This is a genomic window from Plantactinospora sp. CA-294935, from assembly GCF_050936445.1.
Lineage (GTDB): Bacteria > Actinomycetota > Actinomycetes > Mycobacteriales > Micromonosporaceae > Plantactinospora.
Map to the genome: position 1 here is coordinate 4966780 of NZ_JBNJMU010000001.1, position 13259 is coordinate 4980038.

The 13259-nt window shown below is 74.0% G+C and carries 13 protein-coding genes and 1 pseudogene; 6 read left to right on the forward strand and 8 right to left on the reverse strand.

Going from position 1 to position 13259, the window contains the following annotated elements:
• Nucleotides 1–9 precede the first annotated feature (9 nt).
• The 3 genes from ACQEVC_RS22245 to ACQEVC_RS22255 are packed head-to-tail and all read left to right on the forward strand — an operon-like array spanning nucleotide 10 to nucleotide 2601.
• Nucleotides 10–678, forward strand: a complete 669-nt coding sequence (locus ACQEVC_RS22245; protein ID WP_318397500.1) for an SDR family oxidoreductase — start codon at nucleotides 10–12, stop codon at nucleotides 676–678.
• A complete protein-coding gene (locus tag ACQEVC_RS22250) occupies nucleotides 675–1637 on the forward strand; it encodes a glycosyltransferase family 9 protein (protein ID WP_432880596.1) in 963 nt (320 codons plus the stop codon). Before ACQEVC_RS22245 ends, ACQEVC_RS22250 begins: the two co-directional genes overlap by 4 nt.
• Nucleotides 1621–2601, forward strand: coding sequence for a DNA topoisomerase IB (locus ACQEVC_RS22255; RefSeq protein ID WP_432891630.1), 981 nt, complete (start codon nucleotides 1621–1623; stop codon nucleotides 2599–2601). The genes ACQEVC_RS22250 and ACQEVC_RS22255 overlap by 17 nt, the downstream gene beginning before the upstream one ends.
• 287 nt (nucleotides 2602–2888) lie before the next feature.
• Here the strand turns inward: ACQEVC_RS22255 and ACQEVC_RS22260 are convergent, their stop codons facing one another.
• Entirely contained in the window at nucleotides 2889–3035 is a 147-nt protein-coding gene (locus ACQEVC_RS22260) for a hypothetical protein (protein WP_432880598.1), read from the reverse strand.
• Nucleotides 3036–3586: 551 nt separating this feature from the next.
• On the opposite strand from ACQEVC_RS22260, the gene ACQEVC_RS22265 reads away from it, so the two are divergent.
• On the forward strand, nucleotides 3587–3778 hold the full coding sequence (locus tag ACQEVC_RS22265; protein WP_432880600.1) for a DUF397 domain-containing protein: 192 nt from the start codon (nucleotides 3587–3589) through the stop codon (nucleotides 3776–3778).
• 58 nt (nucleotides 3779–3836) lie between these two features.
• On the opposite strand, the gene ACQEVC_RS22270 is transcribed toward ACQEVC_RS22265, so the two are convergent.
• The 4 genes and pseudogenes from ACQEVC_RS22270 to ACQEVC_RS22285 all read right to left on the reverse strand — a co-directional run bounded on the left by ACQEVC_RS22270 (nucleotide 3837) and on the right by ACQEVC_RS22285 (nucleotide 7992).
• Nucleotides 3837–4343, reverse strand: coding sequence for a hypothetical protein (locus tag ACQEVC_RS22270; protein ID WP_318397289.1), 507 nt, complete (start codon nucleotides 4341–4343; stop codon nucleotides 3837–3839).
• Between the two features lie 112 nt (nucleotides 4344–4455).
• Nucleotides 4456–6159, reverse strand: a complete 1704-nt coding sequence (locus tag ACQEVC_RS22275; RefSeq protein WP_432880602.1) for a RecQ family ATP-dependent DNA helicase — start codon at nucleotides 6157–6159, stop codon at nucleotides 4456–4458.
• 274 nt (nucleotides 6160–6433) lie between these two features.
• A pseudogene (locus ACQEVC_RS22280) lies at nucleotides 6434–7117 on the reverse strand (AAA family ATPase); the annotation flags it as partial.
• 704 nt (nucleotides 7118–7821) lie between these two features.
• On the reverse strand, nucleotides 7822–7992 hold the full coding sequence (locus ACQEVC_RS22285; protein WP_432880604.1) for a hypothetical protein: 171 nt from the start codon (nucleotides 7990–7992) through the stop codon (nucleotides 7822–7824).
• A 161-nt stretch (nucleotides 7993–8153) separates the two neighbouring features.
• Here ACQEVC_RS22285 and ACQEVC_RS22290 point away from each other — a divergent pair, with 161 nt between their 5' ends.
• Both ACQEVC_RS22290 and ACQEVC_RS22295 read left to right on the forward strand, forming a co-directional pair.
• Nucleotides 8154–9671, forward strand: coding sequence for a glycoside hydrolase family 3 protein (locus ACQEVC_RS22290; protein WP_432880607.1), 1518 nt, complete (start codon nucleotides 8154–8156; stop codon nucleotides 9669–9671).
• A gap of 89 nt (nucleotides 9672–9760) precedes the next feature.
• On the forward strand, nucleotides 9761–10537 hold the full coding sequence (locus tag ACQEVC_RS22295; protein WP_432880609.1) for a DUF6042 family protein: 777 nt from the start codon (nucleotides 9761–9763) through the stop codon (nucleotides 10535–10537).
• Nucleotides 10538–10567: 30 nt separating this feature from the next.
• Here ACQEVC_RS22295 and ACQEVC_RS22300 read toward each other — a convergent pair whose 3' ends face one another.
• From ACQEVC_RS22300 to ACQEVC_RS22310, 3 genes are all read right to left on the reverse strand, one after another.
• Entirely contained in the window at nucleotides 10568–11608 is a 1041-nt protein-coding gene (locus ACQEVC_RS22300) for a PQQ-dependent sugar dehydrogenase (protein ID WP_432891633.1), read from the reverse strand.
• Between the two features lie 108 nt (nucleotides 11609–11716).
• The gene (locus ACQEVC_RS22305) at nucleotides 11717–12001 is read right to left on the reverse strand and encodes a GNAT family N-acetyltransferase (protein ID WP_432880611.1); all 285 of its coding nucleotides are present in this window, start codon (nucleotides 11999–12001) and stop codon (nucleotides 11717–11719) included.
• Nucleotides 11998–13251: a cysteine desulfurase-like protein gene (locus tag ACQEVC_RS22310; protein ID WP_432880614.1), complete on the reverse strand. Its 1254-nt coding sequence runs from the start codon at nucleotides 13249–13251 to the stop codon at nucleotides 11998–12000. Before ACQEVC_RS22310 ends, ACQEVC_RS22305 begins: the two co-directional genes overlap by 4 nt.
• Between the last annotated feature and the right edge of the window lie 8 nt (nucleotides 13252–13259).

Consider the following 13259-nt stretch of genomic DNA (forward strand, 5'->3'; position numbering starts at 1 on the left):
GGCGGGGCGGTGCTGGTCAGCGGCGGGTCCAGCGGGCTCGGCGCGGCGGTGGTGGCCGCGATCGCCAACTCGGGCGGGCGACCGCTGGTGCTCGACCGGCAGCCGCCGGTCGCGCCCACCCCGTGGCTGCACTGCGACCTCGCGGATACCCGGGCCGCCGAGGCGGCCACCCGGCAACTCGCCGAGCAGGCCGGCGGACTCGCCGGGGTGGTCACCGCCGCCGGAGTCGACGTGCCGGGACGGCTCGGTGAGGTGCCGGCGGAGACCTGGGAACGGGTCGTCACCGTCGACCTGCTGGCCACCGCCGCCGTCATCCGGGCGGCACTGCCCTATCTGGAACGCTCGCGCGGCACGGTGGTCACCGTCGCCTCGACCCTCGGCGTCAAGGCGGTCGGGGACGCCACCGCGTACTGCGCGGCCAAGTTCGGGGTGGTGGGCTTCACCCGGGCGCTCGCCGCCGAACTGGCCGGGACGGTCGGGGTGACGCTGCTGGTGCCGGGCGGAATGCGTACGGCCTTCTTCGACGAGCGCGACCCGCAGTACCGGCCGGGTGACGACGCCGCGCTGAACGAGCCGGCACACGTCGCCGACGCCGTACTCTTCGCCCTGCGCCAGCCGCCCGGATGCGCGATCCGGGAGATGGTGGTCTGCGCCGACCGGGAAACGTCCTATCCGTGATCCTGGTGCTGCGGGCGCTCGGGGTGGGTGACCTGGCGACGGCGGTGCCGGCGCTGCGCGGGCTGCGCGCCGCGTTTCCGGAGCACACCCTGACGGTGGCCGCCCCGGACTGGCTCACCCCGCTGGTGGAGCTGGTCGGCGACGTGGACAACGTGGTGCCGACCGACGGGCTGGACCCGGTCGACTGGGCCGGGCCGGCACCGTACTGGGCGGTCAACCTGCACGGTCGGGGTCCGCAGTCGCACCGGCTGCTCGCCGCCGCCGACCCGGAACGGCTCTGCGGCTACCACTGTGCCGAGGCCGGCCACCACGACGGCCCGGCCTGGCGGGCGGAGGAGCACGAGGTACGCCGCTGGTGCCGGCTGCTGAGCTGGTACGGCGTCGAGTGCGACCCGGACGACCTGGACCTGCACCGCCCGGCGCCCCGGCGGGTGCCGGTCGGGGTGACCGTCGTGCACCCCGGCGGCAAGGGCACCGCGCGCCGCTGGTCGGCGGCCCGGTTCGGCACGCTGGCCCGGGAGCTGACCCGGGCCGGGCACCGGGTGGTGGTGACCGGCTCACCTGACGAGCGGGACCTGACCGAACGGGTGGCGAGCAGTGCCGGGCTGCCGGCGACGGCGGTACTCGCCGGCCGGCTCACCCTGGTCGAGTTGGCCGCCGTGGTCGCGCACGCCCGCCTGGTGCTGAGTACGGACACCGGCGTCGCGCACCTGGCCACCGCGTACCGGACGCCGTCGGTGGTGCTGTTCGGGCCGATTCGGCCGCAGCTCTGGGGCCCGCCGCCGGACCGGCCCTGGCACCGTGCCCTGCACCGGGCGGCGGGGTTCACCGGAGCCCGGGAGCCGGCCGACCGCTCCCGGATCCACCCGGGACTCGCCGCGATCGGAGTGGACGAGGTGTTGGCGGCGGCGGATGAGGTCGAACGGGTGGGGCGGGGTCGCCGTGCGGTTGCGGCGTAGCAACCTGTCGGCCCCCGGGTACGGACGGCGCCGGCACGGTCGCGGCGTGGTCTTCCTGGACACCGAGGGGCGGCCGATCCGGGACCGGGACGAGCTGACCCGGCTCCGCGAACTGGTGATCCCGCCGGCCTGGAAGGACGTCTGGATCTGCCCGCATCCGGCCGGGCACATCCAGGCGGTCGGCATCGACGCCGCCGGTCGCCGGCAGTACCTCTACCACCCGACCTGGCGGCTCCGGCGCGACCAGGCGAAGTTCGACCACGTACTGGAGGTCGCCGCCCGGCTGCCGGTGCTGCGCGAACAGGTCTGCGCCGACCTGGCCGGGCGGGGACTGCGCCGTCCCCGGGTACTGGCGACCGTGGCCCGGCTGCTGGACATGGGCACCTTCCGGATCGGCAGCGACCAGTACGCGGCCGGCGACGACCCCACGTACGGGGTGGCCACCCTCCGGCCCGAGCACACCCGGTGCCGGCACGGCGCGGTGGTCTTCGCCTTTCCGGCCAAGGGCGGCATCGACCAGGTGCTCCGGATCGACGACACCGAGGCGTGCCGGGTGCTGCGGGAACTGCGCCGACGCAGGCGCGCTGCCCAGCGGCTCTTCGGCTACTGGGACGGCCGGAGCTGGCGGGACGTCCGCAGCGACGAGGTCAACGACTACCTGCGGACGGCCAGCGGGGGTGAGATGACGGCGAAGGACTTCCGGACCTGGCACGCGACCCTGTGGGCGTCCCGGGCGCTCGCCGAGGCGGGGCCCCAGCAGTCGGTGACCGCCCGGCGCCGGGTGATCGCCGAGGCGATGCGCCGGGTCTCCGGCCGGCTCGGCAACACCCCGGCGGTGGCCCGGGCGTCCTATGTGGATCCCCGGCTGATCGACCTCTACCAGAGCGGTACGGTCGCCGAGGTGGGCCCGGAGAGCACCGACGCCGAGGCCGAACGCGCCGTACTCGCGCTGCTGGCCCGATAACTGACGCGCCGCCGCCCTGCCTCTGCTGGCCCGGCAACTGACGCGCCGCCGCCCTGCCTCTGCTGGCCCGGCAACTGACGCGCCGCCGCCCTGCCTCTGCTGGCCCGGCAACTGACGCGCCGCCGCCCTGCCTCTGTCGGCCCGGCAAACTGACGCGCCGCCGGCTTGTCCGACGCCGGTCGCCGGCCGTGTCGTGTGGTCGTTCGCCCGGGGACGCCGGCTCACCTGTACGTCAGAGGCGCTACCGGCCAGTGGTAGCGCCTCTGACGTACAGGTGAGCGATGGCGTCAGGGGCCGTCGGGCAGCCAGCCGAGAAAGCGGGCGGTCAGGTCGTCCGGGTCGGCCTGGGGTTGGTCCGCCAGGGCCAGGGCCAGCTTGTTCGTCAGCATGTCGCGCAGTCCGGCGAGGTTGTCCCGGTAGGCGACGAGCAGCACGAGCCGTGCCGGTTGGCACGGCCACTTCGCGCCGCACTCGCGGCACAGGAACAGCGGCCGGGTGTGCGTGTGCGCGCGGAACCGGGGGCATGCGGCCGGAACATGAGTACCCGGGCGGGGCGGCCGGTCACGCCCGCTCGACCTGCCGGGCGCGGTGCCGTCGCGCGGGGGTCAGCGCGTCCACCCGGCCGATCTCGTACCGTCCGGCCGTCGAGTTCCCCGACGCATGCCGCTCGTTACGCGGATGCCTGTCGTTACGGGCCCAGTGCCGGACGGCTGGGGGAGGAGGCTGTGGGGCGCCCGGGTACGAGGGCTCGGAAACGACGGCCGTGCGGTGGGCGGTGCGGTCGAGCGGCGGCACCGTCGGCGCGTACGGCATCGGCACGAGGTCGATCGAGTCGGGGCAGCGCCAGCGCCACCCGCATCGGCAGTGCCGCCAGAGTCGGCGCCAGTCGCGGCGGTGGCGTGGCGTGTCTCGCCGGGGAAGCCATGCGGGCGGTAGCCCTGCCCACCGGGCAGACCCTCAGCTTGATTAAGGAAGTAGCGGCGACATGGCAGACCTGAGTGGTGCCATCTGGCGGAAGTCGACCCGCAGCGGTAATGGCGGATCCACCTGCGTCGAGGTGGCGAAGAACCTTCCCGAAATCGTCGGCGTACGGGACAGCAAGGACCCGGCCGGACCGGTGTTGACCTTCGGCCCGGCCGCCTGGCGCGCGTTCGTCCAGGACGTCACGACCCGCTGACCCGACTACGCACAGCGCCCCGTAACCCTCGCGGGTATACGGGGCGCTTCGCCTTCGGTCAGTCGTTGAGTACGTGCGCCAGCTCGTCGCGGAAGCGTCGCTCCGACTCGGTCACCTCGTCGCCGCCGAGGCCGAGTACCCCGCCGGTCGACGCGGCGGTCACCACCTGCTCGGCGATGGTCAGCAGCCAGTGCCGGTACGCCCCGGCCTCGCCTTCGGAGACCCTGCCGGCGAGCAGCTTCGACGCGCTCTGCGCCCGGCTCAGTACGTCGGCGATCAGTGCCTTCGGGTCGTCCGGTTCGATCGCCGGCAGTTCCTCGCCCACCTCCGGGTCGCCGACCCGGGTGATCAGCTCCCCGGCGACGGCGGCGACCAGCGGGCTGGCCGACTCCCGTCCGGCGGCGATGCTCTCCAGCCCGGCGGCGTTCTCCGTCCGGGTCCGGCGGCCGCCGTCCGACTCCGCGGCACTGGCCGCGGTCAGCACCGACTGCGGCAGGCCCACGAGCAGCCCCCACTCGTCGTCGGAGAATCCGAACTCGCTCGCGTATAGCGGTTGCTCGGTCACGGCAACCTCCCTCCACTGAGAACAAACCATCACATCCCACGGCACGGCGTGGCCGAGGGCAAACCGAATCGCCGTACGGCGTCCTGTGACCCGTACCCCGGGACACCGTAGATCAGTCGTCTACCGGCTCCAGCAGGCCCTGCTCGCTGACCACCGGTACCGAGAGGGTCTTGTAGCCGACATCGTCGAAGAGCACCGTCATCCGGTCGTCCTCGTAACCGAGCACCATCCCGGAACCCCACTCGGTGTGTCGGACCGTGCTGTGCACGGGAAAGGGCTCGTCGGCCTTTGGCCCGTTACGGCGACCTTGCCGACCGGAGCCGCCGCCCCGGGTCGTACCGGTGCCGGTCGACGGCGCGGCGGCGTCCAGTCCGGCGTGGCAGTTGTCGCAGTGCCCGCAGGGTTTCGGCAGCCGCTCGCCGAAGTACGCCAGCAGGGTCTGCCCCCGGCAGCTCCGGGTCTCGGCGAACGCCCGCATCATGTCGGTGCGGGATCGCTGCACGGTCTGCTGCCGTTCCGCCTCGGCCAGCGCGGCGGTGGCCGCGTCGACGGGCTTCGGGGCGTACCGGGGGCTGCCGAGCCGGTTGTCCGGTCGGGTGTCGGCGGCGCCGACCCGTTCCAGCAGGGCGAGGAGTTGGCCGAGCTTGCGGGCGCCGAGCCCGGTCCGCTCGCGCAGCGCGGTCCGGGTGGTCGGCCCGTCCCGGAGCAGCGCGGCGAGGTCGCGCAACTCCTCGGGGTCCGGGGCGCCGCCGGTGAAGTAGCGGCGCAGCCCGACGTCCTCGGCCCGCCACAGCAGCAGCGCGCGGGCCGGTTCGCCGTCCCGGCCGGCCCGGCCGATCTCCTGGAGGTAGCTGTCCGGCGCGTCCGGCAGCGCCATGTGCGCCACCCAGCGGATGTTCGACTTGTCGATGCCCATCCCGAACGCCGAGGTGGCGACCATGATCGGTACCCGGTTGGCGAGGAAGTCCTCGTGCAGTTCCTCGCGGGCACCGGATGGCATCCCGCCGTGGTAGTGCTTCGCCGGGAAGTCGGCCGCGGTCAGCCGTTCGGCGAGTTCTTCGGCGGCCCGCCGGGTCGGCACGTAGACGATCCCGGGGCGGGACTCGGCGCGGAGCAGCGCGAGCAGCCGCCGCCACCGGTAGTCCTCGGTGGCGCAGTTCGCCACTTCCAGGAACAGGTTTGCCCGGTCCAGCCCGGCGACCACCACTCGGGGCCTGCGCAGGCCGAGCCGGCCGACGATGTCGTCCCGGACCGGCGGCGACGCGGTGGCGGTCAGCGCGACCACCGGCGGGCGGCCCAACTCGCGGATCAGGTGTCCCAGTGCCAGGTAGTCGGGGCGGAAGTCGTGCCCCCAGGCGGAGATGCAGTGCGCCTCGTCGACCGCGACCAGAGCAGGGCGCAGCGCGCGTACCTCGGCCAGCCGTTCCGGGTTGCTGAGCTGTTCGGGGGTGGTGAAGAGGAATCGGGCCCGGCCGGACCGGATCTCGTCCAGGGCGGTGGCCTGCTGCCCGGGGCTCTCCGCCGAACTGATCCGTACCGCGCGCAGTTCCGGTCGGCCACGGTCGTTGAGCGCGGCGACCTGGTCCTGCTGGAGGGCCAGCAGCGGCGAGATCACCACCGTCGGTCCGGTCAGCAGCGTCGCCGGTACCTGGTAGACAGCCGATTTTCCGGCCCCGGTCGGCAGTACGACGAGAGCGTCCCGGCGGCGCATCACCGCACGCATCGCCGTGAGTTGGTCGGGGCGCAACGATCGCCAGCCGAATCGGTGCCGGGCGGTACGGCGGAGCCGAGTGGCGTGCAGGGGTGGCAGCTTCATCGGTCGCCGGAGGTACCCCGTGGGGCCCACCCCGAAACGGCGGCGCGCGCGGCGCGAGCGGGTCGAGGTCGAGCCGGCGTACCCCGTGCCGGGCGACCAGGCCGGCCAGGCCATCCCGGCTGGTGACCACGGTCCGGCACCGACCGGTTCCGGGCAGCAGCGGGCGTACCTGGTCCACCGAGCCGGCGTTGTCCAGCACCACCAGCATCCGCCGGTCGGCGAGCAGGGCGCGGAACCGGGCGGCCCGGCCGGCCAGCCCGGGCGGCAGGGTCGCGGCGTCCTCGCCGAGCGCGCCGAGCAGTCCGGCGAGCGCGTCGGTCGGCCGGGTCGGCGGTTCCGGGGGGTGGCCGCGCAGGTCCAGATAGAGCTGTCCGTCCGGAAACCGGTCGGCGACCCGGTGCGCCCAGTGCACGGCGAGCACGGTCTTGCCGACCCCGGACGGCCCGGTCAGAACCATGATCATCGTTGTGCCGGATCCCTCGCTGGCGCCGAGCACCGCGTCGAGTTCGGCCAGTTGCCGCTCGCGGCCGGAGAACGTCCGCAGGTCCGCCGGCAACTCGCGCGGCAGCGGGCCGCCCGATCGGTCTGCCGGGCCGCGTCCGGCCGCCGGCCCCGATCCACCAACCATTTTCGGGTACGCCCCGAGCACCGTCCCCGGCAGCACGTCCGCGCTCAACTCCCGGTGCCGGGCCTGCTGCCACAGCTCCGCGAACTCGCCCACGTCACCGTCGAGCAGCCGAACGATTTCGCTGACCACGTCCCACCGCGCCAGCCGTGGCCGGGCGAATGCGGCGTGGATCGAGGTCGCGTTGATCCCCCGGGGGCGGGTGGCGGTGCGGGTGCCATGGTGCAGGGCGCGCATGCTGGGTTGGCCCGCCACCTGGTGCAGTGCGTGCAGCCGTTCGTAGAACTCCTGGATCGGCCCCTCCGGCAGGGAGGGAATGCTGAGCCTCCCCATCAACGCTCCAATGCAGCTCGACGAACGCACGGTCAGACTGGCGTCACTCGCCGTCGCCGTCTTGGAATTCTCGACTCCTGGAGTGGGCGGGGTCAACCATCGGCTCGGCGCGGCATCTCATGCCACCATCTCTGGCGCTGAAGTGGTCGTGAGCTGCGACGTCGCCTGCTGATGCCACGATGATTGTCGATGTTAGTGTGCGCAGCGGAACCGCGCTTATCGGAAATCCGACCGGTCGAGACGGCCTTGGTTGCCCGCGCCCGTACTACCTCCCGACGAGACTGTCGAGCTGCCCCGTTCCTGCACCCACCCCGCATGGTCCAGCCATCCCCGCCTCTGCGCCGTCTCCGCGACACGCATCTGCCGCCCGTTTGCGCTTCGCGTTCGTGCCGCGTGTCTGTGCCGCGTTTGCGCTTCGCGTTCGTGCCGCGTGTCTGTGCCGCGTTTGCGCTTCGCGTTCGTGCCGCGTGTCTGTGTCGCGTGTGCCGCTTCATGTCCGCGTTCGTCGCGCTGATCGCGCTGTGGGGGTCTCGATCCGTGCCCCGTTCGTGCACCCAGCTCGACAGTCCGCCGCACAGGTCATGCCGGGGAGCCCCGGGCGGGCGCGGCGGAGGGGCCGTGCGTCGGCGGCGCCGTGCGTCGGCGGTCGTCCGCCCGACTGCGACCGAAGATCGGCCACCGGATTGCGAGCGAAGATCGACCGCCTAGCGGCGACCGAACATCGACCGGAGGGCGGCGACCAGGAGCACGGTGCCGAGGATGGCGCCGACGATTCGGACGCCCGGAATGTCGAACCAGCTCGTCTCCTCGGCGGCGAGCAGGCGGTGCGGCAGGTCGGTGAGGCGCGACGCGGTCTCCCGGATGCTCGACTGCATTCCAGCACTGTCGCACGTCATCGGCGGCCATGTCGCACGTCCGGGCCCGTTCCGGCTAATAGGAAGGTTTATTGACTATTTGCTGAGGTGGTGTGACCATGGCAGCACCCGCCGCTACCAGGGCGGCGGCTGTCCACTGTAGATGCGGGGGAACCGGCGGGATGAGCGGAACGACGGACAACCTGTCCAGCCTGGCGGCGGCGGTACTCCAGCCCGGGTTCGTCGGCACCACCCGACCGCCGGACTGGGTGCGCCGGTGGCTCGGTGAAGGGCTCGGCGGGGTGGTGCTGTTCGCCCGTAACGTGGTCGACGCCGAGCAGGTCACCGCGCTGACCGACGCGATGCGGGCGGAACGGCCGGACGTGCTGGTGGCGATCGATGAGGAGGCCGGCGACGTCACCCGGCTGGAGTCCCGGCTCGGCAGCTCCCGGCCGGGCAACCTGGCGCTCGGCGCGGTCGACGACCCCGAGCTGACCGAGGCGGTGGCCCGCGACCTCGGTGCCGAGCTGGCCGCCGCCGGCATCGCCCTGAACTACGCCCCGGACGCGGACGTCAACGCCAATCCGGACAACCCGGTGATCGGCGTACGCGCCTTCGGCGCCGATCCGGGGCTGGTCGCCCGGCACACCGCCGCCTGGGTACGCGGTCTCCAGTCGGCCGGGGTCGCCGCCTGCGCCAAGCACTTCCCCGGACACGGGGACACCAGCGTCGACTCGCATCTCGACGTACCCCGGATCGCGGTCTCCCGGGCGCGGCTCGACGCCTGCGAGCTGCCGCCGTTCCGGGCCGCGATCGACGCCGGGGTGCAGGCGGTGATGACCGGCCACCTGCTGGTCCCGGCGGTCGACGAGGAGTGGCCGGCGACGCTGAGCCGGCGGGTGCTGACCGACCTGCTGCGCGAGGAGTTGGGCTTCCAGGGTGTGGTGGTGACCGACGGCATCGAGATGCGCGCGGTCGCCGACCGGTACGGCTTCGCCGGGGCGACCGTCCGGGCCCTGGTCGCCGGGGCCGACGCGATCTGTGTCGGCGGCGAGCACGCCGAGGAGGCGGACGCCCTGCGGCTGCGGGACGCGATCGTCGACGCGGTGCTCGCCGGGGTGTTGCCGGAGGAGCGCCTGGTCGAGGCGGCCAAGCGGGTCGGCCTGCTGGCCGCGTGGAGCGGTGCCGCCCGGGCCCAGCGCGCCGAGTGGACGCCCGCCGGCCCGGACGGCTCCCCGCTGGGCCTGGCCGCCGCACGCCGGGCGGTCCGGCTGACCGACGGTGCCGGCCCGGCCGTACTGCCGTTGACCGGTCCGGCCCACGTGCTGGAGTTCGAGCCGCCTCGCAACATCGCGATCGGCGCCGAGACGCCGTGGGGCGTGGGTGCCCCGCTGGCCGCCCTGCTGCCCGGCACCACGACCGTGCGGCTGGCCGCCGCCGACCTGGCCGCCGACCATGTCCCGCCGGCCGGGGCGCTCGCCGGGGCGGCCGGCCGAGCACTGGTGTTGGTGGTCCGTGACCTGCACCGGCACGACTGGATGGCGGGCGCGGTACGCCGGCTCCTGGCCGACCGCCCGGACGCCGTGGTGGTGGAACTCGGGGTACCATCGATCATCACCGGCCGGGTGCACCTGGCCACCTACGGCGCCACCCGGGCCGCGGGCCGGGCCGCCGCCGAGGTGCTCGCCGGACGGTCCTGATCGGACCATCGGGACGACATCCGATCCGTACCGTGGCTGTCACCAAGGGTGCCCCCACGTTCACGGCGAGTCGCGGTATCGTTCGTCCGGTGACCCCTCGCTGGCAGCGGGCCGCCCTTACCCCGTCCTGGATCAGGTGGCTTCCCTGCGCCTTCGTCTACCTCACCGTCGTACCCGGGGATTCCCGGTTCCGCCGGTCGGCCTGGTCGACGATCGTCCCGTGGGAGGGCTCGGCGTGGTGTGATCCCGGCAGCGTCGACGAGTGGGTGGACCGGGCCCGGCGGCGCCGCACCGGCCGGGACGCCGAGGACGCCGAGCTGAACGCCCGGCAGCACTACGCCTGGATGGTCCGGATCCGCGCCACCCGGATCGAGCTGTTCGCCGAGATGTGCCGGCGGCGCGACGTGCCGGTTCCGCACACCGTCGGCGAGCTGCTGCTCTGCCTGGCGGAGTTCGGCCTCTTCGAGCTGACCGAGGCCGACGGCGACGATCCGTGGGTCACGCCCCGGCTGGACCGCGATCCGCTGGACGTGCTGCCGCTCTCCGAGGCGGAACGGGAGTTGGAGGCCCGGGCACAGCGGGACGACCAGGCCGTGCTGGTGGCCATCGCGATCCGCCGGCTGGCTGCGCGCACCCGGCGGCGATGGCGGCGCCGCGTGGTCAGCACCAGCCTGACCAGCCTGGCCGGCGCGGCCGGCGTCACCGAGGAGCAGGCCCGGCGCTCGCTCGCCGATCTCGGTCAGATCGCCGAGCTGGGCGTCGACGCCGGCCGCGGTGGCGACTGGCTCAGGCTCAGCGTGCCCTGGCCCGACTTCCGGCTCCGCTTCCCGTTCACCGAACTACCCGCACCGGAACACGCGATCTAGGCCCGCCGGTAGCCGGGTCCGCCGGGCCGGTCAGGGGAGCAGCCGGAGGATGCGGTCGTCGTCGTCCTCCGGCGAGCCGCGCCCGTCGCGGTTCGAGGTGAGCACCCACAGCGACCCGTCCGGCGCCGGGGCGACGAGCCGGAGCCGGCCGTACTCGCCGGTCAGCAGCGCCTCGGCGCCCTGCCCGTCGATGCCGATCCGATAGAGCCGCTGCCCGCGCAGGCAGGCGAGCCAGACCCGGTCGCCGACCACCGCCAGCCCGCTCGGGGACGCCTCGGCGGTACCCCAGGTGGCGACCGGGGTGACGAACCGGGAGTCGTCGGAGTCGCCCTCGACCTCCGGCCAGCCGTAGTTGCCGCCCGACGTGATCCGGTTGAGTTCGTCGTAGTGGTTCTGGCCGAACTCGGCCGCGTACATGGTCCCGTCGGCGTGCCAGCCGAGCCCCTGCACATTGCGGTGGCCGTAGCTGTAGACCAGGGTGTCGCCGAACGGGTTGCCCGGAGCGGGCCGGCCGTCCGGGGTCAGCCGCAGGATCTTGCCCGCCAGGCTGTTCCGGTCCTGCGCGGCGTCGCGGTTCCCGGCGTCCCCGGTGCCGACGTAGAGCATGCCGTCCGGCCCGAAGGCGATCCGCCCGCCGTTGTGCGTACGCGAGCCGCGCGGGATACCGCTCAGCACGATCTCCCGAGCCGGCTCGCCGAGGCGCAGCCGGGCGACCCGGTTGTCGTCGGCGGCGGTGTAGTAGACGTACACCCAGCGGTCGGTGGCGTAGTCCGGGGAGACGGCGAGGCCGAGCAGGCCGCCCTCGCCGGCCGGTGCGGCCTCCTCGATCCGGGCCACCTCCCGGGCTGTACCGCCGGAGACCTGGAGGACCCGCTTGCTGTCCCGCTCGGTCACCAGTGCCGAGCCGTCGGGGAGGAAGGCGAGTCCCCAGGGCGCCTCGAGGTCTGCCACCAGGGTCTGCACGGTGCCGGCCCGGGCCCGGGGTGCGTCCGACACCGACGGGTCGGCGAACCAGCCCCGCCACAGCCCCACGCCGACTCCGGCGGCGGCCAGCGCCACCACCACGACCACCACGGTGATCCACCGACCCGCCCGGCCCGTCGTGCGCACTTCCGGCTCCGCCACGGGTACGACGGTAGCCCGTCGCCGGGCCCCGGCCGACGTACCCCCGGGCGGGAATCAGTCGTCGGCGACCACCGATGCGTACTCGGGATGGCGCTCCAGGAAGGAGAGCAGGAAGGGGCAGGTGACCCTGACCCGCTCGCCCCGGTCGCGGAGCTGGTCGAGGGTGCCCCGGGCCAGCGCGCTGCCGACCCCCTTGCCCTCGAACTGCTTGTCGACCTCGGTGTGCACCAGCACCATCGTCCCGGACTCGACCCGGTAGCCGATGAAGCCGGCCAGGGCGTCGTCGACCAGGATCTCGAAGCGGCGGCGGGCGGGATTTTCTTCGACGAGTGAGCTCACCGGAGCAATTCTCCACTCACCAGCCCGGCGCTGTCGGTGACCCCGCCCACCACCAGCCGGTCGAGTTCGGCGAGCAGCCGGTCGACCTCGTCGGCAGTGTTGTAGTGGTAGACGCTGGCCCGGACCGCCCCGCCACTGTCCCGCAGGCCCAGCGCGGAGAAGTACTCGTACGCGTAGTAGTCGCCGGCCGAGACGCAGACCCCGCGCTCGCCGAGCGCGGCGGCGGTCTGCTGCGGGGTCTGGCCGGCGAGCCGGAACGAGACGGTCGGGCAGCGGTGCCGGGGCGAGCCGTAGACGGTCACCCCGGGCAGTTCGGCGAGCCCCCGGTGCAGGCGGGCGAAGAGCTGGTTCTCGTGCTCCAGTGCGGCGGCGAGACCGGCCCGTACCCGGGCTCCGCGGTCGCCGGTGGCGTCCGGGTCCAACCCGGCCAGGTGGTCGACGGCGGCCCGGATCCCGGCGAGCAGCGGAAAGCTCGGCGTGCCGAGTTCGAACCGCTCCGGCGCCCGGTCGGGCGAGGGCAGCAGCTTGGCCGGGCGCAGTTCCGCCCAGCGGGCCGGGTCGGCGACGACGGCGGCCACGTGCGGGCCGGACCACTTGTACGCGCTGGTCACATAGAAGTCGGCGCCGAGCGCGGCGACGTCGGTGGGCCCGTGCGGGGTGGCGTGCACCCCGTCCACGTAGACCAGCGCACCGGCCGCGTGCGCGGTCGCGGCGATCCCGGCCACCTCCGGCACGGTGCCGATCGCGTTGCTGCCGGCGGTGAGCGCCACCACCCGGGTGCGCGGGCCGACCAGGTCGGCGTACTGCCCGGCCGGCAGTTCGCCGGTCTGCGGATCGAACTCGGCCCACCGGACGACCGCGCCGGCCGCCTCGGCAACCTGCACCCAGGGCCGCACGTTGGAGTCGTGGTCGAGCCGGGAGACCACCACCTCGTCGCCGGGGCGCCACGCCTGACCCAGAGTCCGGGCCACCTGGTAGGTCAGCGCGGTCGCGCTCGGCCCGAAGACCACCCCGTCCGGGGCCGCCCCGACCAGGTCGGCGACCGCCGCCCGGGCCGCCGCCACCAGCTCGCCGGAGCGCTGCCCGGGGACGTGTGCGCTGCTCAGGTTGGCGACCGCGGTCCGCATGGTGCCGGCCACCGCGTCGGCGACCGGGGCGGCCACCTGGGTGCCGGCGGCCCCGTCGAAGTGCGCGAATCCCTCGGCGAGGGCGGGGTAGGCGGCCCGGACCCGGGCGATCTCGAACGGCATGGCAGGCA

What these genes read in the sequence shown, in the direction of transcription:
- ACQEVC_RS22285 (WP_432880604.1), bottom strand. Translation starts at nt 7,992, where the DNA reads ATGCAGTCGAGCATCCGGGAGACCGCGTCGCGCCTCACCGACCTGCCG.
- ACQEVC_RS22310 (WP_432880614.1), bottom strand. Translation starts at nt 13,251, where the DNA reads ATGCCGTTCGAGATCGCCCGGGTCCGGGCCGCCTACCCCGCCCTCGCC.
- ACQEVC_RS22275 (WP_432880602.1), bottom strand. Translation starts at nt 6,159, where the DNA reads ATGAAGCTGCCACCCCTGCACGCCACTCGGCTCCGCCGTACCGCCCGG.
- ACQEVC_RS22290 (WP_432880607.1), top strand. Translation starts at nt 8,154, where the DNA reads ATGAGCGGAACGACGGACAACCTGTCCAGCCTGGCGGCGGCGGTACTC.
- ACQEVC_RS22265 (WP_432880600.1), top strand. Translation starts at nt 3,587, where the DNA reads ATGGCAGACCTGAGTGGTGCCATCTGGCGGAAGTCGACCCGCAGCGGT.